The organism is Paraburkholderia franconis (assembly GCF_009362735.1).
GTDB classification, from domain to species: domain Bacteria; phylum Pseudomonadota; class Gammaproteobacteria; order Burkholderiales; family Burkholderiaceae; genus Paraburkholderia; species Paraburkholderia franconis.
The window spans coordinates 20,049-41,858 of the sequence record NZ_WHNP01000012.1 but is presented as its reverse complement, the minus strand read 5'-3'; the positions used below and the strand labels follow the sequence as shown (position 1 = coordinate 41,858).

Annotated in this window: 20 protein-coding genes; 5 read left to right on the top strand and 15 right to left on the bottom strand. The window is 63.5% G+C overall.

The features are described 5' to 3' along the window. Positions 1–88 precede the first annotated feature (88 nt). Complete coding sequence (locus tag GCT13_RS15140; RefSeq protein WP_152759393.1) at positions 89–3,691, top strand: indolepyruvate ferredoxin oxidoreductase family protein; 3,603 nt, start codon at positions 89–91, stop codon at positions 3,689–3,691. A gap of 99 nt (positions 3,692–3,790) precedes the next feature. Here the strand turns inward: GCT13_RS15140 and GCT13_RS15135 are convergent, their stop codons facing one another. Continuing rightward, complete coding sequence (locus GCT13_RS15135; protein WP_152759391.1) at positions 3,791–4,267, bottom strand: RidA family protein; 477 nt, start codon at positions 4,265–4,267, stop codon at positions 3,791–3,793. A 242-nt stretch (positions 4,268–4,509) separates the two neighbouring features. On the opposite strand from GCT13_RS15135, the gene GCT13_RS15130 reads away from it, so the two are divergent. Next, positions 4,510–6,075 carry a methyl-accepting chemotaxis protein gene (locus GCT13_RS15130; protein ID WP_321574368.1) on the top strand — a complete coding sequence of 522 codons (1,566 nt, stop codon included), beginning with the start codon at positions 4,510–4,512 and terminating at the stop codon, positions 6,073–6,075. Between the two features lie 38 nt (positions 6,076–6,113). On the opposite strand, the gene GCT13_RS15125 is transcribed toward GCT13_RS15130, so the two are convergent. The 14 genes from GCT13_RS15125 to GCT13_RS15060 all read right to left on the bottom strand — a co-directional run bounded on the left by GCT13_RS15125 (position 6,114) and on the right by GCT13_RS15060 (position 19,134). Further along, positions 6,114–6,821: a GntR family transcriptional regulator gene (locus GCT13_RS15125; RefSeq protein WP_152759389.1), complete on the bottom strand. Its 708-nt coding sequence runs from the start codon at positions 6,819–6,821 to the stop codon at positions 6,114–6,116. A gap of 8 nt (positions 6,822–6,829) precedes the next feature. Beyond that, on the bottom strand, positions 6,830–7,927 hold the full coding sequence (locus tag GCT13_RS15120) for an ABC transporter ATP-binding protein (RefSeq protein ID WP_152759387.1): 1,098 nt from the start codon (positions 7,925–7,927) through the stop codon (positions 6,830–6,832). 14 nt (positions 7,928–7,941) lie between these two features. Beyond that, the gene (locus GCT13_RS15115; protein WP_152759385.1) at positions 7,942–8,736 is read right to left on the bottom strand and encodes an ABC transporter permease; all 795 of its coding nucleotides are present in this window, start codon (positions 8,734–8,736) and stop codon (positions 7,942–7,944) included. 158 nt (positions 8,737–8,894) lie between these two features. Then, positions 8,895–9,779 carry an ABC transporter permease gene (locus GCT13_RS15110; RefSeq protein WP_152759383.1) on the bottom strand — a complete coding sequence of 295 codons (885 nt, stop codon included), beginning with the start codon at positions 9,777–9,779 and terminating at the stop codon, positions 8,895–8,897. 72 nt (positions 9,780–9,851) lie between these two features. Beyond that, positions 9,852–10,883 carry an ABC transporter substrate-binding protein gene (locus GCT13_RS15105; protein WP_087738298.1) on the bottom strand — a complete coding sequence of 344 codons (1,032 nt, stop codon included), beginning with the start codon at positions 10,881–10,883 and terminating at the stop codon, positions 9,852–9,854. Between the two features lie 73 nt (positions 10,884–10,956). Next, positions 10,957–11,271, bottom strand: coding sequence for an NIPSNAP family protein (locus GCT13_RS15100; RefSeq protein ID WP_152759381.1), 315 nt, complete (start codon positions 11,269–11,271; stop codon positions 10,957–10,959). 33 nt (positions 11,272–11,304) lie between these two features. Next, the gene (locus GCT13_RS15095) at positions 11,305–12,777 is read right to left on the bottom strand and encodes an aldehyde dehydrogenase (protein ID WP_152759379.1); all 1,473 of its coding nucleotides are present in this window, start codon (positions 12,775–12,777) and stop codon (positions 11,305–11,307) included. 27 nt (positions 12,778–12,804) lie between these two features. Further along, positions 12,805–13,848 (bottom strand): LLM class flavin-dependent oxidoreductase, encoded by a 1,044-nt coding sequence (locus GCT13_RS15090; protein ID WP_152759376.1) that lies wholly within the window; start codon positions 13,846–13,848, stop codon positions 12,805–12,807. 76 nt (positions 13,849–13,924) lie between these two features. Further along, positions 13,925–14,905: a flavin reductase gene (locus GCT13_RS15085; RefSeq protein ID WP_152759373.1), complete on the bottom strand. Its 981-nt coding sequence runs from the start codon at positions 14,903–14,905 to the stop codon at positions 13,925–13,927. Further along, the gene (locus GCT13_RS15080) at positions 14,898–15,806 is read right to left on the bottom strand and encodes an alpha/beta fold hydrolase (RefSeq protein ID WP_152759370.1); all 909 of its coding nucleotides are present in this window, start codon (positions 15,804–15,806) and stop codon (positions 14,898–14,900) included. Before GCT13_RS15080 ends, GCT13_RS15085 begins: the two co-directional genes overlap by 8 nt. After that, on the bottom strand, positions 15,796–16,383 hold the full coding sequence (locus GCT13_RS15075) for an amino acid synthesis family protein (RefSeq protein ID WP_152759367.1): 588 nt from the start codon (positions 16,381–16,383) through the stop codon (positions 15,796–15,798). Before GCT13_RS15075 ends, GCT13_RS15080 begins: the two co-directional genes overlap by 11 nt. Before the next feature lie 349 nt (positions 16,384–16,732). After that, positions 16,733–17,419: a GntR family transcriptional regulator gene (locus GCT13_RS15070; RefSeq protein WP_152759364.1), complete on the bottom strand. Its 687-nt coding sequence runs from the start codon at positions 17,417–17,419 to the stop codon at positions 16,733–16,735. Positions 17,420–17,635: 216 nt separating this feature from the next. Next, positions 17,636–18,841 (bottom strand): MFS transporter, encoded by a 1,206-nt coding sequence (locus GCT13_RS15065; protein WP_152759361.1) that lies wholly within the window; start codon positions 18,839–18,841, stop codon positions 17,636–17,638. 53 nt (positions 18,842–18,894) lie between these two features. After that, positions 18,895–19,134, bottom strand: a complete 240-nt coding sequence (locus tag GCT13_RS15060) for a hypothetical protein (RefSeq protein ID WP_152759358.1) — start codon at positions 19,132–19,134, stop codon at positions 18,895–18,897. 361 nt (positions 19,135–19,495) lie between these two features. Here GCT13_RS15060 and GCT13_RS15055 point away from each other — a divergent pair, with 361 nt between their 5' ends. The 3 genes from GCT13_RS15055 to GCT13_RS15045 all read left to right on the top strand — a co-directional run bounded on the left by GCT13_RS15055 (position 19,496) and on the right by GCT13_RS15045 (position 21,688). Continuing rightward, the gene (locus GCT13_RS15055; RefSeq protein WP_152759355.1) at positions 19,496–19,972 is read left to right on the top strand and encodes a carboxypeptidase regulatory-like domain-containing protein; all 477 of its coding nucleotides are present in this window, start codon (positions 19,496–19,498) and stop codon (positions 19,970–19,972) included. Beyond that, complete coding sequence (petA, locus tag GCT13_RS15050) at positions 19,969–20,592, top strand: ubiquinol-cytochrome c reductase iron-sulfur subunit (protein ID WP_321574367.1); 624 nt, start codon at positions 19,969–19,971, stop codon at positions 20,590–20,592. Before GCT13_RS15055 ends, petA begins: the two co-directional genes overlap by 4 nt. 169 nt (positions 20,593–20,761) lie before the next feature. After that, entirely contained in the window at positions 20,762–21,688 is a 927-nt protein-coding gene (locus tag GCT13_RS15045; RefSeq protein ID WP_152759352.1) for a LysR family transcriptional regulator, read from the top strand. Positions 21,689–21,810: the final 122 nt, after the last annotated feature.

Genomic DNA, 21,810 nt, shown 5'->3' with positions numbered 1-21,810 from the left:
ACCAGAATTGTCTATTTGTGATTTTACGATAGCAATCCGGCTTTCTATACTCGGCGGAAAAACCACGATTCCGCCGGAGACAGCCCCCATGAATGCACCCGATCTAGCCGCTACGTCTGACCAATCCGAACTGGCTATCGAAACGCCTGCCACGCCTGTGACGCTCGACGACAAGTACACGCTTGAAAAAGGCCGTGTATATATCAGCGGCACGCAGGCGCTCGTGCGTCTTCCGATGCTGCAGAAGGCTCGTGATCTGAAAGCGGGGCTGAACACGGCCGGCTTCATTTCGGGCTATCGCGGCTCGCCTCTCGGCGCGCTCGATCAGTCGCTGTGGAAAGCGAAAAAGCATCTGCAGGCAAACGACATCGTCTTTCAGCCTGGCGTCAACGAGGATCTGGCCGCGACGTCCGTATGGGGCACGCAACAGATCAACCTGTGGCCGGGCGCGACGCGCGACGGCGTGTTCGGCATGTGGTATGGCAAGGGGCCGGGCGTCGACCGCACGGGCGATGTGTTCAAGCACGCCAATTCCGCAGGCAGCGACGCGCGTGGCGGCGTGCTCGTGCTGGCAGGCGACGACCACGCGGCCAAATCGTCTTCCGTCGCTCATCAGTCCGAGCATGCGTTCATCGCGGCAGGCATTCCCGTGCTCTATCCGGCGAACGTGCAGGAATATCTGGACTACGGCCTGCACGGATGGGCGATGAGCCGCTACTCGGGCTTGTGGGTCGCGATGAAGTGCGTGACGGACGTGATCGAATCCACCGCGTCGATCGATCTCGATCCGGATCGCGTCGAGATCGTCACGCCGACCGACTACACGATGCCTGCTGGCGGCCTCAACATCCGGTGGCCCGATGCGCCGCTCGCGCAGGAAGCCCGGCTGCTGGACGAGAAATGGTATGCCGCCCTCGCCTACGTGCGCGCGAACAAGCTGAACCGCGTCGTCATCGACTCGCCGAAGCCGCGCTTCGGCATCATCACGGCGGGCAAGGCCTATCTCGATGTACGCCAGGCGCTGAGCGACCTTGGCCTCGATGACGACACGTGTGCGCAGATCGGCTTGCGTCTGTTGAAAGTGGGTTGCGTGTGGCCGCTCGACGCGCAGGACGCGCGCGCATTCGCGACGGGGCTCGAAGAGATCCTGGTCGTCGAAGAAAAGCGCCAGATTCTCGAATACGCGTTGAAGGAAGAACTTTATAACTGGCGCGAGGATGTTCGCCCGAAGATCTACGGCAAGTTCGACGAGCGCGACAACGAAGGCGGCGAATGGTCCGTGCCGCGCGGCGACTGGCTGCTGCCCGCGCATTACGAGCTCTCGCCTGCGCTGATCGCCAAGGGCATTGCGCGCCGCCTTGCACGCGCGAATTTGCCCGAGGACGTGCGTGCGCGGATGCTCGCACGCGTTGCGATCATCGAAGCGAAAGAACGCGAAGCCGCGAAGCCGCGCGTGTCTGTCGAACGAAAGCCGTGGTTCTGCTCCGGCTGCCCGCACAACACATCGACGAATGTTCCCGAAGGTTCGCGCGCGCTCGCGGGCATCGGTTGCCACTACATGTCGATGTGGATGGACCGCAAGACGGAAACCTTTAGTCAGATGGGCGGCGAAGGTGTCGCGTGGCTCGGACAGATGCACTTTTCCGGCGACAAGCACATATTCGTCAATCTCGGCGACGGCACTTACTTCCATTCGGGCCTGCTCGCGATCCGCGCGGCGATCGCGGCGAATGCGAACGTCACGTACAAGATCCTCTATAACGATGCCGTCGCGATGACGGGTGGTCAACCTGTCGACGGCGTGCTCACGGTGCCGCAGATCGCGCATCAGGTCCACGCGGAAGGCGCGAAGCGGATCGTCATCGTCACCGACGAGCCGGAGAAGTATCACTCGGGCATCGTGCTGCCCGCGGGTGTCGACGTTCACCACCGCGATCAGTTGGACTCCGTTCAGCGCACGTTGCGCGACATGCCCGGCACGACCGTGCTGATCTATGACCAGACCTGCGCGACCGAAAAGCGGCGCCGCCGCAAACGCGGCACATACCCCGATCCGGCGCGCCGCGCGTTCATCAACGATGCCGTTTGCGAAGGGTGCGGCGATTGCTCGGTGCAGTCCAACTGCCTGTCTGTCGAGCCGCTCGATACTCCGCTCGGCACCAAGCGGAAGATCAACCAGTCGTCATGCAACAAGGACTTTTCGTGCGTGAAGGGTTTTTGTCCGAGCTTCGTGACGGCTGAAGGCGCGCAGCTTCGCAAGCCTCAGGCCGCGCGCGCTGGCGACACGGCAAGCGGCACGCCCGATTTCGATGCGTTGCCGCTGCCATCGTTGCCCGCGCTCGCGAGGCCGTATGGCATTCTCGTGACGGGCGTCGGCGGCACGGGCGTCGTGACGATTGGCGGATTGATCGGCATGGCGGCGCATATCGAACGCAAAGGCGTCACCGTGCTCGATATGGCCGGTCTCGCGCAAAAAGGCGGCGCGGTTCTCAGCCATGTGCAGGTCGCATCGTCGCCCGAAGCGCTGCACGCGACGCGTATTGCGACAGGCGAAGCGCGGCTCGTGATCGGTTGCGACGCTATTGTTTCGGCTTCGAACGACGTGGTGTCTCGCACGCAGCATGGCGTGACGTTCGCCGCGATCAACAGCGGCGCGACGCCGACCGCGGACTTCGTCAAGAACCCGAAGTGGACGTTCCCGGGAACGCAGACGGAAGCCGAACTACGCGAGAGCATTGGAGACGGCTGCGCGTTCATCGACGCCAACGCGCTTGCGCTCACGCTGCTCGGCGACACGATCTACAGCAATCCGCTGCTGCTCGGCTTTGCATGGCAGAAGGGCTGGCTGCCGCTGGAACTGGCGAGTCTTCTGCGCGCGATCGAACTCAATGGGGTTTCGGTCGAGAAGAATCGGCAGGCGTTCAACTGGGGACGCCATGTCGCGCATCACGGCAATGCCGCCGTTCAGGCGATGATCAAGCCGGCTGTTGCGCCTCAGCGTATCGTCGTGCAGATGCCCGAATCGCTCGACACGCTGATTGCGGCGCGAGAAGCGTTGCTGACCGCCTACCAGAACGAAGCGTATGCGCGAAGCTATCGCCGCGTGATCGACGGGATTCGGGCAAAGGAAACGGAGATTGCCGGCAACTCGAAACTGCCGCTTACGCGAGCGGTTGCTGTGAATCTCGCGAAGCTCATGGCCTACAAGGATGAATACGAAGTCGCTCGTCTTTACGCCGATCCCGCTTATATGGAGAAACTGCGTCAGCAGTTCGACGGTGTACCGGGACGCGACTACAAGCTGAGCTTTTATCTTGCGCCGCCTTTGCTCGCGAAGCGCGATGAGCATGGTCACTTGCAGAAGAAGCGCTTCGGCCCGTGGATACTGCCCGTCTTTCGCGTGCTCGCACGGATGAAGGGACTTCGCGGCACGGCGCTCGATGTGTTCGGACGAACCGCTGAGCGGCGCGGTGAGCGTCAGCTGATCGCCCAATACATCGCGCTCGTCGATGAGTTCCGCGCGACGCTCGATGCCAGACGTCTTCCTGTGGCGCTGCAACTGGCTAACCTGCCCGACGACATACGCGGGTTCGGTCACGTCAAAGAGCGTAACGTTCGGGCGGCAGCGAACAAGAAGGAGCGCTTGCTGCGCGAATACCTGATGCCGGAACAATCGACTGCATGCGCATGACGGATACATGTCTTGATGCAAAGACGCGAGAGAACAAAGCAGCCCCCGGAGGGCTGCTTTAGCGCAGTCCATGTCGTGCGAACGGCTCTGTCGAACTGGCTACACAGTCCGCACGCTGAAAATAAAATCCACTTCCACCGACGCGCCTTTTGGCAATTGCAACACGCCAACAGACGTGCGAGTGTGTATGCCCGCGTCGCCAAGCACCGCATACAAGACGTCAGATGCGCCGTCGGCGACTTCGCTTTGCATCGTGAAGTCCGGTGCGCTTCGCACGAAAACGGTGATGCGCGGCACCGCCGATATCGCGTCGAGCGTTCCGCAATGCTTCTTGATCAGAGACAGCGCACGGAGCGTCGAAGTCCCCGCGGCGCGACGCCCGTCGTCCAGCGAGAGCGATTCGCCCACCACGCCGACGAAGCGCACCACGTCTCCGACTCGCGGAATCTGACCAGCAATATAGGCCGCGTTTCCATCGATCAAAACAGGCCTGTACTTTCCTCCCGTCTTGATTTCCTCGTCCGGATCGAATCCGAATTCGGCCGCGACCTGTCGCAACTTGTTGTCTCTCGTCATGGCACCTTCACCGACGCTGTCGAAAGCGTAAGGATAGTTGAGTGCTCTGGGTTTGTCCCATACGACGTGTGTCGCAATCCGCCATATCCGCGTCGCCTGCACGCAAAACCTTTCCATCCACCCGGTCGTTAATTCGTTCGCAACCCAGGATCGCCACGCGTTGCGAGACAGCGCTCGTCTTTCGCGATCCGGAAACCACATCCGCCGCTGGCCGCGCCCGGCCACCGGCCAGGGGACCCCTCGTGCGAAAACAACTGACTATCCGCGGCGGACTCGTCGCGACAATCGCCGGCTATACCGTGTTGCTCGTGCTGGTGGTCGGTGCGTGCATCGCTGGCCTCTACGTGGGCAATGCTTCGCTAGAGGCGATGTACCGCGACGACACCGCTTCGCTGCTGCACCTGAAGACAAGCTCCGAGCGCATGCTCGTCCTGCGCGAGCGCCTGAGCGACGTCGCGCAGATCATCAGTGCCGGCAAGCCTGCCAAAGAGGAGATCGCGCAAGTCCACACACTCCTCGCGCAGAGCAACGACGAACTGGCGGCCTACTCCCGCCTGCACCAGCGCGACGCCGACGAGCAAACGCTCTTCGACACGCTCCAGCACAACCGCCAGGCGCTGCTCGATCAGGTCTTCCTGAAGGCGCTGTCCCAACTCGACCACGACGACGCGTTCAATTTCCTCAGCACGCAGCGTGACGCGCCACCCGCGCTGTTCGCTGCGTACCAGAACGCGATTGGCGCGCTCGAAGCGTTCCAGGTCGCACGCGAAAAGGCCCGCTACGACGCGGCCGCCACGCGTTTCCACCAGGTCGTCTGGGCGATGAGCGCGGTGGCCGCGCTCGCGCTCGTCGTCGGCATCTTTGCGCAGCGCGCGCTTGCGAAGGCGATCGTCGAGCCGATCGATCTGGCCGTCGATCACTTCGAAAAGATCGCGAAAGGCGACCTGACGGGCACTGTCGTTATTTCCCGCAAAAACGAAATGGCCTATCTGCTGAACGCGCTCAAGCAAATGCAGGCGGGCCTCGTCGACACCGTGATGCAGGTGCGCTCGAGCACCGAGACGATCGTCGGCGACGTTCGCGCGATTGCGAGCGGCAACGTCGACCTGTCCGCGCGCACCGAGCAGCAGGCCGTGTCGCTACAGCAGGCCGCAGCGAGCGTGGAGCAGTTGACCGCTGCCGTGCGCCAGAATGCGGACAACGCTCGCGATGCACGTACCTACGTCGAGGGCGCCGCCGACATTGCGTCGCGTGGCGGAGAGACGATGCAGCGCGTCGTCGAAACGATGTCCGCGATCTCCGAGAGCTCCGCGCGAATCTCGGGCATCGTCGGGGTCATCGAGAGCATTGCGTTCCAGACGAACATCCTCGCATTGAACGCGGCCGTCGAAGCCGCGCGCGCAGGCGAGCAGGGACGCGGCTTCGCGGTCGTCGCGACCGAGGTTCGCGGACTCGCGCAGCGCTGCGCGTCGGCGGCGAAAGAAATCAAGGAGCTGATCGGCGATTCGGCGCGGCGCGTCGACGACGGCAGCGGCCTCGTCGCGCTGGCGGGCTCGACGATGGGCGAGCTCGTCGTCGCCGTCGAGCGCGTCAATACGATCATGAGTGAAATCAGCATCGCGTCCGATGAGCAGTCTTCGGGCATCGAACAGGTGAACACCACGGTCACGCAAATGGAGCAGACGATGCAGCGCAATGCCGCGCTCGTCGAGGAGGCGGCGGCCGTGGCGCTCTCGCTGGAGGAGCAGAGCGCGCGGCTCAACGATGCAGTGGCGCAGTTCCGGCTTCGCGAAGAGGCGTTCGCCTGACGCCTGGGCTTCAGTCGAACGCGCCTTCTCGCCATGAGTTATCCCGCGCGCCTCCATGACGCTTTTTCCTGCCCCTCGCACAGCAAATGACGCGCGATCTCGGCCACTCTTTCGACGTGCGCAATCGCGGCCTCGCGCGCCTCCATCGGCTCGCGCGCTCGAATGGCGGCCAGCATCCGGCGCATTTCCTGAACGGCCTGGCGCCCGCGATCGTCGGATGCGATCGTCAATGCTCTTAGCCTGTTGATACGCGCGGTCAGCGACTGCACGATATCCCACGCTACCGTCTTCCTCCCGCCAGTGAACATGCGCTCGTAGAATGCCGTCGTGAATGCGCGCACGGCTTGGTGATCTTGCGTATCGAACGCGTGCTGGATCTTGTCGATGCAAGCCGCGAGTTCCGCAAGCGTGCTTTCCTCGGCGTGCCTTGCACAGGCCATCGCGGCCTCGCCCTCAAGCAACGCACGTATTTCGTAGATCTCCGCTGTGGTGTCGAGATCGAGTATCGCGACGATCGGCCCCTGGTTCGGTATCGAGTCCACCAGTCCTTCCGTCTCCAGGTGCCGCAATACTTCGCGCACTACCGTCCGGCTCACGCCGAGTTCCTCGCATAGCGCGCGCTCGACGAGCCGCTCGCCCGGATGAAAATGCGCGTCGAGAATCGCAGTGCGCATCTTCTCCAGCGCGAGTTCGCGCAACGTCGTCGTGCGGCGTTCGACTCTCAGCGAAGGCAGCGCGTCACTCATCGCAACCGTCACGCGTGAGCAAATAGACGCACATCGCGCGCATCCCAATCGACGAGCGCCTGCGTGCCGATCGCGAGGCCGCTGTCATGGCGATGCCCCGCCGGCATGCGAATCGAAATCTCCTGCTGCCACGGCGTCGCAACGGCGTAATGCATCGCATCGCCGAGATACGTGATGTCGCGCACGGTAACGGGCAGAGCCGCCGCACTGCTTGCGCTGCGCGTTTCGTGCAGCGAGCGGATGCGCATCTGCTCGGGGCGAATCATCAGCGTGCCGTCGTCGCCCGGCGTCAGCGCGGGATTGAACGCACCCGACGCTACTTCATGGCCATTCGGGAACACGCCGTTCATCACGCCATCGCTGTTCGACTTCAAGCGCACCGGCAGGAAATTCGAATTGCCGATAAAGCTCGCGACAAAGCGCGACGCAGGGTTCGCATACAGTTCCTCGCCCGTGCCGACCTGCTCGATGCGCCCCTTGTTGAACACGGCGATGCGGTCCGACAGGCGCAGCGCCTCTTCCTGATCGTGCGTCACATAGAGAATCGTGACGCCCGTCTCCTGATGGATGCGGCGCAGTTCAAGCTGGATTTCCTCACGCAGCTTCTTATCGAGCGCGGAAAGCGGCTCGTCCATCAGCAGCACGGGCGGATCGTAGGCGAGCGCGCGCGCAATCGCGACGCGCTGCTGCTGTCCGCCCGACAGTTGCGCGGGCATCCGGTCGCGGCACTCGGACAGATGCACGAGTGCGAGCATCTTGTCGACTTTCGCCTTCACTTCCGCATCGGGACGGCGGCGCACGCGCAACGGAAACGCGACGTTCTCGCCCACGGTCAGATGCGGAAACAGCGTATAGCGCTGAAACACCATGCCGATATTGCGCTTGTTCGGCGCGACGGAAAGCAGCGGCTTGCCGTCGAGCAGCACGCGCCCTTCGCTCGGCTCCTGGAAGCCCGCGACGATATAGAGCGTCGTGCTCTTGCCCGAGCCGGACGGCCCGAGAAAGGTCATGAACTCGCCCTTGCGCACATCGAGCGACACCTGATCGATGGCGACGACATCGTCGTACGTTTTGCGCAGGCGCTGGATTTGCAGGAATGCAGTCATGTCTCTCACCTCGGTTATCGCGCGCGGCGCAGCACGGCGCCCGCCAGCATCAATACAGTCGTCAAGCCGACGAGTAACGAAGACGCCGCCGCGACGACGGGCGTCAAATCTTGTCGCAGCGTCGCCCAGATACGCACGGGCAGCGTCTGCAGCGTCGGGCTCGCCATGAAGATCGACACCACGACTTCATCCCACGACGCAAGGAATGAGAAGATCGCGGCAGCGAAGAGCCCTAGCCGTATCGCGGGCAGCGTGACGCGCAGCTTCACTTCGAGCGGCGACGCACCGCAAACCATCGCGGCATCTTCGAGCGCTGTGTCGAAGCTCGCGAGCGAGTTGCTGATCGAAATGATCGAGAACGGCAACGCGATGATCAGATGGCCGATCACGAAGCCCGTGATTGTGCCGTTCAGTCCGATGCGCAGGAAGAACGCATACAGCGCGACGGCGAGCACGACGACGGGCAGCACCATCGGCGTGAGAAAGAACGCCTGCACCGCGTTGCGTCCGCGAAACTTGCCGCGCACGAGTGCAAGCGACGCGAGAAAGCCGATCAGCACGGACAGCACCGTGACGATCACCGCGAGCTTGGCGCTCGTCAGCAGCGAGTCGAGCCAGCCCGCGTCGGTGAACAGCTGGCGATACCACTCCAGCGTCCAGCCCGGCGGCGGAAAGATGAGCCACTGCGAATCGCCGAACGACAGCGCGACGATGAACAGTATCGGCAGCAGAAGAAAGAGTGCGACGGCAGCGCCAACGGCGAGCAGCATCCAGCGCAGCGAGCCTAGACGGTCGAAATCGAGCAGCATGTCAGTCCTCCCGCCGGGCAGCCCCAAGGGGCGTAGCAGGGAATTCGCGGAGCACCGCTCCGCGCCTGCGAAGCCGTCCGGCTCTGCAGAGCCGGACGTGGACGGCTGACGCCCCCTCGGGGGGCAGCGAACGTAGTGAGCGTGGGGGTTGTTTCATCTCAGCGGCCTCCAATACTTGCGCGCGCACTGCCCGTGAAGCGCAGTTGCAACGCATACAGCGCGAGCGTCACGGCGAGCAGCACGAACGCAGCAGCGCCAGCGAGCCCCCAGTTCAACAGTTCCTGCACGAGTTGCGCGACGAGTTCGGCGAGCATCATGTACGACGGGCCGCCGAGCAGCGCAGGCGTGACGAAGTAACCGAGCGCCATCACGAACACCATCAGCGCTCCGGACGCGACGCCCGGCATCGCGAGCGGCACCAGCACGCGCCAGAACGCCTGCCAGCGGCTCGCACCGCAGATCGCCGCGGCGCGCAGCGTCGAAGCGTCGATGCTGCGCAGCGTCGCGTGCAGCGGCATCACGAGAAACGGCAGCATGATGTACGTCATGCCGACCGTCACGCCGACGAGGTTGTTCACGAGCGTCAGCGGCTCGCTGATGATGCCGAGCGCCATCAGCATGCGGTTGATCGGCCCCGTCTGCTGCAGCAGCACCATCCATGCGAATGTGCGCGCAAGCAGATTGGTCCACATCGACAGCAGCAGGATCGCGAATAAAAAAGAACTCAGCTTGCGCGGCGCGATGGCGAGCAGCCACGCAGTCGGAAAGCCGATCGCGAGCGTCACGACCGTCACGACTGTCGCGACCAGGAAGGTGTTGCCGAATACGCGCAGATAGGTCGTCGAGCCGAGCAGTTGCTCGTAGTTGTGCAGCCCCGGCGTCGGCTCGATCACACTGCGCAACAGCAGCGACAGCACCGGCAGCAGAAAGAAGATCACGAGCAGCAACAGCGCGGGCACGAGCAGGCGGATGCTGCGCCAGTCGCGCCGCCGGCGCGTGGCCGTCGCGGGCGGATGCGCGACGGTACTCAGAACATTAGGCATGGTGTCTCATCCACTCCGATGACTATGCGGCGCTCATGTCGACGTTCATGTCGACGCTCACGCAAAGCGCGCTTATTTCGACTGCCACGCGTACCAGCGCTTCGCGATGGCGTCGCGGTTCTCGGCCCAGTACTTCATGTCGAGATTGATCTGCGAAGACTTGTACTGATCGGGCAGCGTCTTCGCGATCGCGGGCGACATCAGCGCGGCCGATTTGACGTTGATCGGCGCGTAGCCAGTGTCGGTTGCGAACTTCGCCTGCGCCTGCGGGCTGGTCGCGGCGGCGAGGTACTTCATCGCCTCGGCTTTGTGCTTCGCGCCCTTCGGGATCACGAGCATGTCGGCGGCCGTCAGGTTCTGGTTCCATGAAATGCCGACAGGCACGCCCGTCTGTTCGAGCGCATGCAGGCGACCGTTCCAGAACATGCCGATGGGCGCTTCGCCCGATGCGAGCAATTGCTGCGATTGCGCGCCGCCGCTCCACCAGACGATCTGGCTCTTGATCGTATCGAGCTTCTTGAACGCGCGGTCGAGATCGAGCGGATAGAGCTTGTTCGGCGGCACGCCATCGGCGAGCAGCGCGATTTCGAGCACGCCGGGCGCCGACCATTTGTAGAGCGTGCGCTTGCCGGGGAATTTCTTCGTGTCGAACAGATCGGCCCACGTGGACGGCTGCGCGCCCGCGTACTTCGCCTTGTTGTAGCCGAGCACGAACGAATAATAGAAGCTGCCCACTGCGGCCTGCGTCGCGAAGCGCGGGTCGAGCTCGTCCTTCTTCACGACGGAATAGTCGATCGGCTCGATCAGTCCTGCCTGCTGCGCGGCGTACGCGAAGTCGCCTTCGACATCGACGACGTCCCAGTTCACGTTGCCGCTATCGACCATCGCCTTCAGCTTGCCGTAGTCGGTCGGGCCGTCCATCAGCACGTTGATGCCCGTCGCCTGCGTGAACGGCTGCGCCCAGTTCTTCTGTTGCGAAGATTGCGTGGTGCCGCCCCAGCTCGTGAATACGATCGGGTCCGCGGCAAGGACGGGCGCGGACACCAGCGTCGCCGCGCACAGCGCGACCAGCGGCGCAATGAAAGAAGTGCTTCTGCTGCTCATGTCTGTCTCCATGGAATACGTTTTATATCGGGCAACGTGTACGGCGGCCAGCCGGACGCTCTCTCTCAGGTTCTCAGGTCAGCGGCGAGAAACGCGCCGGCTTCATGATCTTGTTTTCCATCTCTTCCATCAGCGCCTGAATCTTCGGCGCAAAGGTCTGCCATACGCGGTCTTCGGCGAGCGCGGCGCGGCGGCGCTCGCGTTCGTCGAGACTCGGATAGGCCCAGATATGCACGATCTGATTCAGTGGACCGACCTCCGAAAAGAAGTAGCCGACCAGTTGACCCAGATACCGCTTCTGCAACTCGATGCCCTCCTCCTCGACGAGCTTCAGATACGCGGGCACGGCGCCCGTCTTGATGCGGTACGTGCGGATTTCGTAGAACATGCGGGCTCCTGTTCCTGTGCGAGCGTTGACGGGTTAGCGCATCACGAACGGATCGGCGATCGGTTCATCCGATGTGCGAATCCAGACGGACTTCGTGCGCGTGTAGTCGAGCACCGCTTCGAGCCCGCCTTCGCGTCCGAGTCCGCTCAAACCGTAGCCGCCGAACGGCACGATCGGCGACACCGCGCGATACGTGTTGACCCACACGATGCCCGCGCGCAATGCACGCGTCAGACGATGCGCGCGCGTCAGATCGCGCGTGAATACGCCTGAGGCGAGGCCATAGCGCGTGTCGTTGGCGAGCGCGATCGCGTCGGCTTCCGTATCGAATGTGACAACACTGAGCACCGGCCCGAACAGCTCTTCCATCACGCTCGGCACTTGCGCATCCGGACAATCGACGATGGTCGGCATGAAGTAGTTGCCCTTGCCGATGCCATCTGGCTGCTTGCCGCCCGTGACGACGCGCCCGCCCGCTTCGACGCTCGCGCGCAGCACGCGCTCGATATGTTCGAGTTGACGGCGCGTCGCGAGCGGTCCCATTTCAGTCGCCATGTCGTGCGGATTGCCGATGCGAATCGCCTTTGCCTTTGCGACGAGACGCTCGACAAGCGCATCGTGTATGCCGCGCTGCACGACGAGACGCGAGCCCGCGACACAGCTTTGCCCCGTCGCCGCGAAGATGCCCGCGACGACGGCGTTGCATGTGCTGTCGAAATCGGCATCGTCGAAGACCAGCACGGGCGACTTGCCGCCCAGTTCCAGCGACATCGCCGCGAGGTTTTCCGCCGAATTGCGCACGACATGACGCGCGGTTTCGGGGCCGCCCGTGAACGCGATCTTCGACACCAGAGGATGACTCGTCAGCGTGCGGCCGCAATCGTTGCCGAAGCCCGTCACGATGTTGACGACCCCCTTCGGAAAGCCCGCCTCATGTACGAGCCGCGCGAATTCGAGCAGCGGCGCGGGGCCGTCTTCGGATGCCTTGAGGACGATCGTGCAACCCGCCGCGAGCGCGGGCCCGACCTTGACCGCCGAGAGAAAAAGCTGCGAATTCCACGGCACGATGCCCGCAACGACGCCGACGGGCTCGCGACGCAGCGTCACTTCCATATCGGGTTTGTCGACGGGCAGCCACGCGCCCTGGATCTTGTCGGCGACGCCCGCGTAATAGCGGTAGTACTCGGCGACATAGCCGATCTGCGCGCGCGTCTCGCGAATGATCTTGCCCGTGTCCTGCGTTTCGAGTTCCGCGAGACGCGGTGCATGTTGCGCGACGAGATCGGCGAGTTTGTACAGCAGCTTGCCACGCGCGCTCGCCGTCAGATTCGCCCACGCCGGATCGTTCAGCGCGCGATGCGCCGCGCGCACCGCGCGGTCGACATCTTCGGCGCTCGCGGCAGGCATGCGCGCCCACACATCGCCCGTCGACGGATCGATGCTGTCGAAATGCTCGCGCGCATCTTCGAATGCACCGTCGATGTATTGCTGGAACCGCTGGACCATGTCAGCCACTCCAATGAGAGGATTGCTTCAATGCTTGTCGAAAGCGGGCATCACGTCGGAGATGAACAGCTCCAGTGACTTGCGCTTTCGCTCGAAGCTCATATGACTGTCGAGCCAGAAGCTGTACTGGTCATAGCCGAGTTCTTCGTAACCCTTGAGTCGCGCGATCACCTGCTTCGGCTCACCAATCACGAGGTTCTTGCGGATCGATTCGGACGAGTACTGCGGGAACATCTCGACGTCGGCATCCGTCAGCGGCTCGATGAAGCCCTGCTTGACGGGGCGTTCGTTCTTGAACCACTTGCTGAAGTAGCGATAGAAGCGCGCGAGATCTTCGACGGCCGCATCCACTTCCGCAGCATTCGCGCCGACGAACGTGTGCATCAGCATCATCACCTGCGGACGCTGCACGTCAGGATGCGCGGCACACGCGGCATTGAAGCGCTCCATCAGGCTCACGACTTCGGCATCGCCCGAGGCCAGCGACGTCACCTGCACGTTGCAGCCGTTCGCAACAGCAAACGCATGCGAGTTCGGATCGCGCGCGGCGAGCCACATCGGCGGATGAGGCTGCTGGACGGGACGCGGCACGGGCGTCGATTTGGGCCACGACCAGAACTCGCCCTGATGCGCGTAATCGCCTTCGAAGAGCTTGCGCAGCGCGGGCACCAGTTCGCGCATCCGCGCACCGGCGCTCATCGCATCGAGACCGGGAAGCAGGCGCTCGTATTCGAAGTTATAAGCGCCGCGCGCGATGCCGAGATCGAGCCGCCCATTGCTCGCGACGTCGACCATGCCCGCTTCGCCCGCGAGCGCAATCGGATGCCAGAACGGCGCGATGACCGTGCCCGTACCCAGACGAATGCGCTCCGTCTTCGCGGCGAGATACGACAGATTGACGAACGGGTTCGGCGCGATCGTGAACTCCATCGCGTGATGCTCGCCGATCCATGCCGTCTCGAACCCGCCGCGCTCGGCGATCTGCACGAGCTCGGTCATCTGGTCGAACAGCTCGCGATGCGACGTCGTGTCGTCGTACCGCTCCATATGCAGAAACAACGAAAACTTCATGATCTCTGTTCTCCTTTGTCGACGGCAGTTAGCGCTTCAGCGCTTACTGCCGTCCCTCGCAACGTAGTTGCGCTGATCAATGAGCAAGCGCGAGCGTCTGCACCATGCCGGCTTCCGTATCGCCGACATAGATGCCGAATGCGTCTTCGCTGCGTTCGCGCACGTAGCGTTCGAGCATCGAGCGCACAGCTTCGTCGCGTAATTCGTCCCACGGAATCTGCGACAACGGCACGATGCGGATCGAGCTATCGATCCACGCAGCGCCACTGTCGATCACACGGCCGCGATAGTAGATTTGTACACTCGGCGCCTGTCCGCTGCCCGATTCGAAAACGGCAAAAATGAAGTCGAGATGCGCGTCGAGACCGAGCTTCGCGAGCACGCCGCGCAGACTCGCCGCATCGCTTGCGGGTTCGAGCTTGATGCCTGTCGGCAACTGCAATCCCTTCGGCGTATCGAGCAGCACGAGTCCGTCGCGATGTTCGAGAATCGCGCCCACTTGCGCGCGCGAACCGGCCGCCGCCAACGCATCCTGCGACAGGCTGAAGTTCACATACGCGCCCCGGCAATAGCCGAGCGGCGACGAGCTCGTATGAACAAAATCGACGACACGTCCGATCAATATGATGTGATCGCCGGCATCGACGACTTCGTGCGTCGTGCAGTCGAAGCTCGCCGCCGCGTCGTCCATAACGGGCGCGCCCGTCGTGCGCGCATGCCACGCGACTTGCGCAAACTTGTCGGCGGCCTTTGATGCGAACACGCCGGACACCCCTTTCTGATCTTCGGCAAGCACGCTCACTGCGAAGCGACTCGTCTGCGAAAACACCGCGTAGCTCGATGCCGTCTTCGCGATGCACACGAGAATCAACGGCGGATCGAGCGACACCGACGTGAACGAATTCGCCGTGAAGCCGCGCGGCGAACCATCCGGCTGGATCGTCGTGACGACCGTCACGCCCGTCACGAATGCGCCGAGCGCGCGGCGAAAATCGGCAAGGTCGAAAGCCTGTTCCGCGATGTGCTCGGTGGTCGGCGCAGTGGTCGGCTCAGTCATGGCGTTCTCCAGGAATCGTTCGGTGCTTCGGGTGGAAAGCTCGCGCCGGGTTCGCAGCCGATGCTTCGGCGAGGAACGCGAGCAGCTTTTCGTTCACGCGCGCCGGATCGGTGACGTTCATCATGTGGCGCTCGTTCGCGACGATCTCCGCGCGGCCGAACGGCGCGGCCGCCGCCATCGCAAGCGACATCGACGGGCTCGAATTCGGATCGCACTCGCCCGTGAGAAAGAGCGCGGGCACGGCGAGACTCGCGAGGCGGCCGACGTGCGCATCGTCCGAGCTGGCAAAGAGCCGGTAGGTGCGCGCATAGCCGACGGGATCGACGGAAAGCAGCAGCTCGCGCACGGCCTGCGCCGCCTGCGTCAGATGAACGGGAATCGGATCGCCGAACCAGCGCGAGAGCGTCGCATCGACGCCTGCGTCCGGGCTCACACCGGCGGGCGCATCACCGAGCATCTCGGCGCGCGTCATAACGGCTTCGCGTTGCGCGGGCGTGCGGTCGTACACCGCGTTCAGCGCCGCGACGCTCAGCGTGCGCTGCGGATGCGTCAGCGCGAATTCGAGCGCGACGAGCGCGCCCATCGAATGCCCGACGATATGCGCGCGTCCGATTCGCATCGCGTCGAGCAGCGCTTCGAGTTGTGCCGCGTATTCGTCGAGCGTCGGCGCGGGCGTCGGCAGCGCGCTGTCGCCATGACCGAGCATGTCGTACACGACCACCTGGAACGACGCCGTCAACGCATCGATCTGCGGCGCCCATACGCTCTGGTTCATGCCCACGCCGTGAATCAGCACAACCGTCTCGCCGCTTTCATCGGAGCGCGGCGCGTAGACGCTATAGCTCGTGCCCGCGGCCTCGCCATGCGACACCGCCCGCTCGGGCGCCAGTTCAGGCTTCATGGGATTCGAGTTCCTTCAGATCCTGATAACGGTCGCCGATACGGTGATGCGGACGGCCTCCAATCGATGCGCCCAGCGCAATCACGAGTTCATCGGGCGCGGGCGCATCGACGATCGAAAACTGCACGGTCAGATAGTGCGAGCGCATGCCTTCGTCGTGCTTGTGCATCAGCGGAATCGAGATCGGGCAGTTCGGGCCGCCGCGCAGATTCGTGAAGCTCAGATAGCTCTTCGCGCCGACGGCCTTGCGATAGTGGTTGCCGAAACGCAGCGTGTGAATCAGCGCGGACGCGTGCTCGATTTCGCCCGACGTGCCGACGATGGCCGCCTTGCCGTAGCCTTCGATCGCATCGCCCGAACCCGCGACGCGCAGCATTTCCGCCGTCAGCATTTCGCCGAGTTGCGGCGCGAGCGCGTGAATCTCCGGCTTCAGGTCTTCGACGAAGCCGCGCCCCGCCCACGGATTGCGCAGCACGGCTGCCGCGCCGAACAGCTTCAACGGCCGGGCCGCTTCCTTGCCGCCTTCAATAAAGGTCTCTTCGATGTAAGTGACCAGCTTGCGCACTTCCAGCTTCATATCGCTCTCTCCTGACGTGGGCCCGAGGCCGTGATCTGCGGTTGGTTGAGATTATGGTATGCCGTCTTACGGACTACACCAAGCGGCAAAGTATTATGGAATACCATGATATTGGCCGAACAATTTCAGGCACGTTTTTCGGCGCGTGCGGTGCGGCGTGCGGTGCGGYGYGCGGTGCGGGGGGCGGTGCGGGGCGCGGTGCGGGGCGCGGTGCGGTGCGGTGCGCGGTGCGGGGTACGGCAGGGGCGGCGATCAGCCCGCGTCGACGCGCGCGAACGGCGGGGCAAACAAAAAAGGCCGCCGGGAGCGCCGGCGGCCTTGATTCGTAAGCGTTCGTGGAGAAAAGGGATCAGCCGTTGTCGGCCGCTTCCTGCTGCTGCGCGAGCGCGCTCAAAGCCAGCTCCGCCGTGCGCCCGATGTGCGCGAACGACGCCGCCGATGCCGCGTCGCCGTCGCGCCGCTCGATCGCGTCGAGCAGCTTGTTCATCTCGCGGTTCGACTCGTCGCCACGGCCCGGCGTCGCGATGGTCAACGCGCGCAGACGGTTGATGCGCGCGTTCAGCGTCTTGACGACAGCCAGCGACACCCGTTTTTGCGCGCCTTCGAACATCGCCTCGTAGAAGCGCTCGGTGTATTCGAGCACGCGCGGCATGTCGTGCTGTTCGAACGCATCCTCGATGGTTTTGCGGATTTCGCGCAATTGCTTGACGAGTTCAGGCGTCGATTGCTCGGCGCACGCACGCGCGGCGTTTGCCTCCAGCAGGCCGCGCAGTTCATAAATTTCGCCGACCTGCTCGGGATCGAGCCGCGCGACGATCGGTCCCTTCTGCGCGACGATCTCGACGAGTCCCTCCGTTTCAAGATGCCGGAGCACTTCACGCACGACAGTGCGGCTCACGCCCAGTTCGTCGCACAGCGTCCGCTCGACGAGCCGTGCGCCCGGCCGGAAATAGCCTTGCACGATTGCGCCACGCAGCTTGTCTAGCGTGAGTTCCCGCAGGGTCTTGGCGTTGCGGTCGATTCTGAGGTCTGACATAAGCGGCAAAGTGAAAGAAGGACGACGGTCCTGCGGCGCGCTTCATGTGTCGAAGCATGCCGGCTGGAATGCCATATTATCGTTCATCTCACTGTGATGCCGGTCCGCGAGTCGAAGCGCAGTGAGTTTGCAGGTATCGAGTCGTCGCACGCTCATCACGCCGCGGCGCTGCGAGATCAGTTGATCGGCGATTGCGGACGACGGCAGCCGGTGCGCCTAGCGCAGCTGCGCAATGCGTCGCGCGGGACTGGCCACGAGCAGCACGATCGTCATCACGCAAAATGCCGCGCCCGCGTAGAACGTAGCAGCCGCGCCGATCCGGTCCCACAACGCGCCCGCGATCACGCTGGATATCAGCGTCACGATTCCGCTCGACAGATTGAAGATGCCGAATGCCGTGCCGCGCAAATGCGCGGGCGCGCTATGCGACACCATCACCGCGAGCAGCCCTTGCGTCATGCCCATGTGCAGGCCCCACAACGCGACGCCCACGAGCAGAATGCCCCAGTGAACGGCGTGCGCGAGCACGGCATCCGCCGCGCAGAGAATCGCGAGCCCGACGATCAGCAAGCGGATATGGCTCGTCGAATCGGCGAACTTGCCGAGCGGATACGCGGACAACGAATAGACGACATTCATCGCGACCATCACGAGCGGTACGAGCGCGATCGGCACGCCGCTGTTCATCGCGCGCAACACGAGAAAGGCCTCGCTGAAACGCGCGAGCGCAAACACGGCGCCGACGGCGACGACCCACCAGTAAGCCCTTCCAAGCTGACGGATGTTGTCGCGGCCAATCGGATTGACGCGCTTTGCGCCTGCTTGCCGCAAGGGCTCGTCGATGCCGAGCGTCAGCAGCACGACGGCCATCACACCCGGAATCACGGCGAGCCAGAACGCGAGCCTGAAATCGTCCGCCCACCTCAGCATGATGACGACGGCGAACAGCGGACCGAGAAAAGCGCCCACTGTATCGAGCGACTGCCGCAGCCCGAACGCAGCGCCGCGCAGATGTGGCGGCGTGACGTCGGCGACGAGCGCATCGCGGGGCGCGCCGCGTATGCCCTTGCCGATTCGGTCCATCACGCGGGCGGTCACGACGAAGCCGAGCGTCGGCGCAATCGCGAACAGCGGCTTGCTCAGCGCACCGAGCCCGTAGCCCGCGACGGCGAGCCATTTGCGGTTGCCGAGATAGTCGCTGAGTGCGCCGGAGAACACCTTGACGACGGGCGCCGTCGCCTCTGCAACGCCCTCGATGATGCCGATCGTCGCCGCGCTCGCGCCGAGGCTCGCCATCATGAACATCGGCAGCAAGCTATGGATGATCTCGGACGATACGTCCATCAACAGGCTGACACAGCCGAGCACCCAGACGCTGCTGGGTATCTGTCGAAGCGTACTGAGTCGTGACGGTGTTTGCATCAGGCGTTCAATGGCGGATAACTGCTCGGTCAGATGGCACGGCACCGATGAAGCTAGCTGGCCGCGAGATACATCGCCGCGAAGAACAATGCCGCGATCAGCGCGATCGCGCTCGCCGCGAAGTTCAGCCAGAACGCGACACTTTGGGCCGGCGGCGTGACGTTGCACGCGCGGCACCAGCGCGCGTATCGGGAATAGAACGAACCCGCGTTGACGGTGATCCACATCAGCGAGAGCGCGCCGATGAAGAACGCCCACGCGAGAATGCCTAGCAGGACATGCGATCCTTCCATATCAGCGCGCCGTATTCGCGAGGCCGACTTTTGCATGTTCAGCCGCTGCTGCCTGAATAGCGCAACGACGCGAGCGTCCCGGGCAATTGCGATTGTTCATGATTCGAGAAAACGAGTGCTGTTCCTGACGGGGCCATTCTAACAAGCCGATAAGAAAGCTTTCTGTCAGCGCAAAACTCCCGGTTGATGACTAAACGCATCTCCACAGGGTTTAAGTCTCGTTTAATCCGCCCCGCCTAGATTGAAATCGCCACGACGCTGCGACCACAAACGCTATTTCGCTTGACCGCTCGCTCAATTCGCGCGCGTCGAAAAGTAATGCCGCGTCATCGACGCACTTGTCTTCACGATGGAGATCGTCATGAACTCATCCGCCAAAGCAGGTCTTCTTCTCGCCATTACGCTCGTGCTTGCGCAGTCCGCGAATATCGCGTTCGCCGCAACGCCGATCCTGCCGCCGCTTCAGCATCAGGGCAACGTCGCGTATCTGTCGGGCGGCGTAGGCAGCGATCAGTCGGCCGCGCTCAAGGACGAAATGCACAAGTACCCGCTCGTGCTCGAATTCGCGGGCAAGACCCATCAGGGTAACGAATATCTCGCGGACATCCCCGTTCATATCACCGACATGCACGGCGCGACCTTGCTGAACGCCACTTCGCACGGACCGTTCATGCTCGCGTCGCTACCGGACGGACGCTACAGGATCACTGTCAGCTATGAAGGCAACACACAGCAGCGCGTTGTCGATGTCAAACCGTCGACGCACGTTCGCACGCTGTTCCTGTGGCCGACGCACACGACGACGCAATCGGCGCAAGCAGATGGGAGCACAACGTGAGTGCGTTCGTCGACGCGCCACCCGACGAGGCACGACGCCGATGGATGATCGCGACGACAGTAGCGGGCGGCATTGCAGGCGTCGCGGTCGTGACGCCCTTCGTCGATTCGTTCCGGCCGCCCGCGTCCGCGCTGGCCGCGGGCGCGCCCGTGACGGTCGACATCAGCCGTCTTCAGCCCGGCGACATGCTGACGGTCGCGTGGCGCGGCAAGCCCGTCTTCATCGTCGATCGCACCGATTCGATGATGGCCGCTGTGCGCGCCGCCGATCCGTTCGTCGCCGACCCTCATAGCGAGCGGCCGTTCTCGATGCCATTGCCTGCGTATTGCCACAACGAGTACCGTTCGCGCGCGGAACGCAAGAACCTGCTCGTCGTGGTGGGCGTCTGCACGCACCTGGGATGCACGCCGAGTCCGCGCTTTCAGCCGGGCCCGCAACCCAATCTGCCCGACGACTGGCCGGGCGGATTTCTCTGTCCATGTCACGGCTCGACCTATGACCTTGCGGGTCGCGTGTTCAAGGACAAGCCTGCTCCGCAGAATCTCGACGTGCCGCGCTATCGCTACGAGAGCGCGAACAGCGTCGTGATCGGTGCTGATGAGCATGGAGACACAGCGTAAGAAGCGTCGACGCTGGACTTTCGGTTTTCGATAACAGTCATCCTCTTGCATGAGAGCACGAGAACAGCCAGAAGACGGAATCACGACCGCCCTCTAACCTCGCGAGGACACACGCCGCTGTACACTTCCGGGCAACGTCGCCCCGCCGACGCTTCGTGAGCGATGCACCATGGACCGGATCGATGCAATGAAAGTGTTCGTCGCGACGCTGGACGAAGGGAGCCTCGCGGGCGCGAGCCGGCGCCTCGGCCGTTCGCCCGCTGCCGTGAGCCGCGCCATTGCGTTTCTCGAAGAGCACGTCGGGTCTCCGCTTCTGCATCGCACGACCCGCACCATCAAGCTCAGCGAAGCCGGCGAGCGCTATGCCGCTGCATGCCGGCGCATCCTGACCGATCTCGAAGAAGCCGATCTGCTGGTCGCAAGCGAGCGCTCCGCGCCGCGCGGCCTGCTCACGGTCACGGCACCCGTGGCTGCGGGCCAGGACCTGCTGCGGCCGATCCTCGACGCCTTCATCGATCAATACCCCGCCGTCTCCGTCCGCCTGCACATGCTCGACCGCCCCGTCAGCCTGATCGATGAGGGCATCGACGTGGCGCTGCGCATCGCGCATCTGCCCGATTCGACGCTGATCGCGATTCCTGTCGGCGAAGTGCGGCGCGTCGTGGCGGCATCGCCGCGTTATCTCGCGACACACCCGAAGATCCGCGAACCCGCCGACCTCGAGCAGCACCCGATCATCTCGATGACGCACTTCGGTCTCGACTCGTGGAGCTTTCCGCCAGCGGAAGGCTCGAGCGTTGCGCAGGTCGTGCGCTTCTCGCCGCGCCTGATCGTCAACAGCATCGATGCAGCCGTGTCTTCTGCAATCGAAGGGCGCGGCGTCACGCGCGTGTTTTCCTATCACGTCGCGCAGCAGGTGAAGGACGGCAAGCTCGCAATCGTCCTGCGCGACAGCGAACACGCGCCGTTGCCCGTTCATCTGCTCACGCCGCATGGCCGGCTGTCGGTGCCGAAAGTGCGCGCGTTCGTCGACTTCGCCGCGCCCCGCCTGCGCCGGCACTTCAAGCAGCTGCAGCGCATCACGGACGCACGCTGATCGATTCATTGAACCGCGTGTCGGAAGAATGTCTGCCGTCGCGCGTGGATTCTCTCTGCGGTCGGTTGAATCTAGACTTGCTCCATCGAAACGGGCCGTGCGCGGCCCAACCCGTTCAAGGA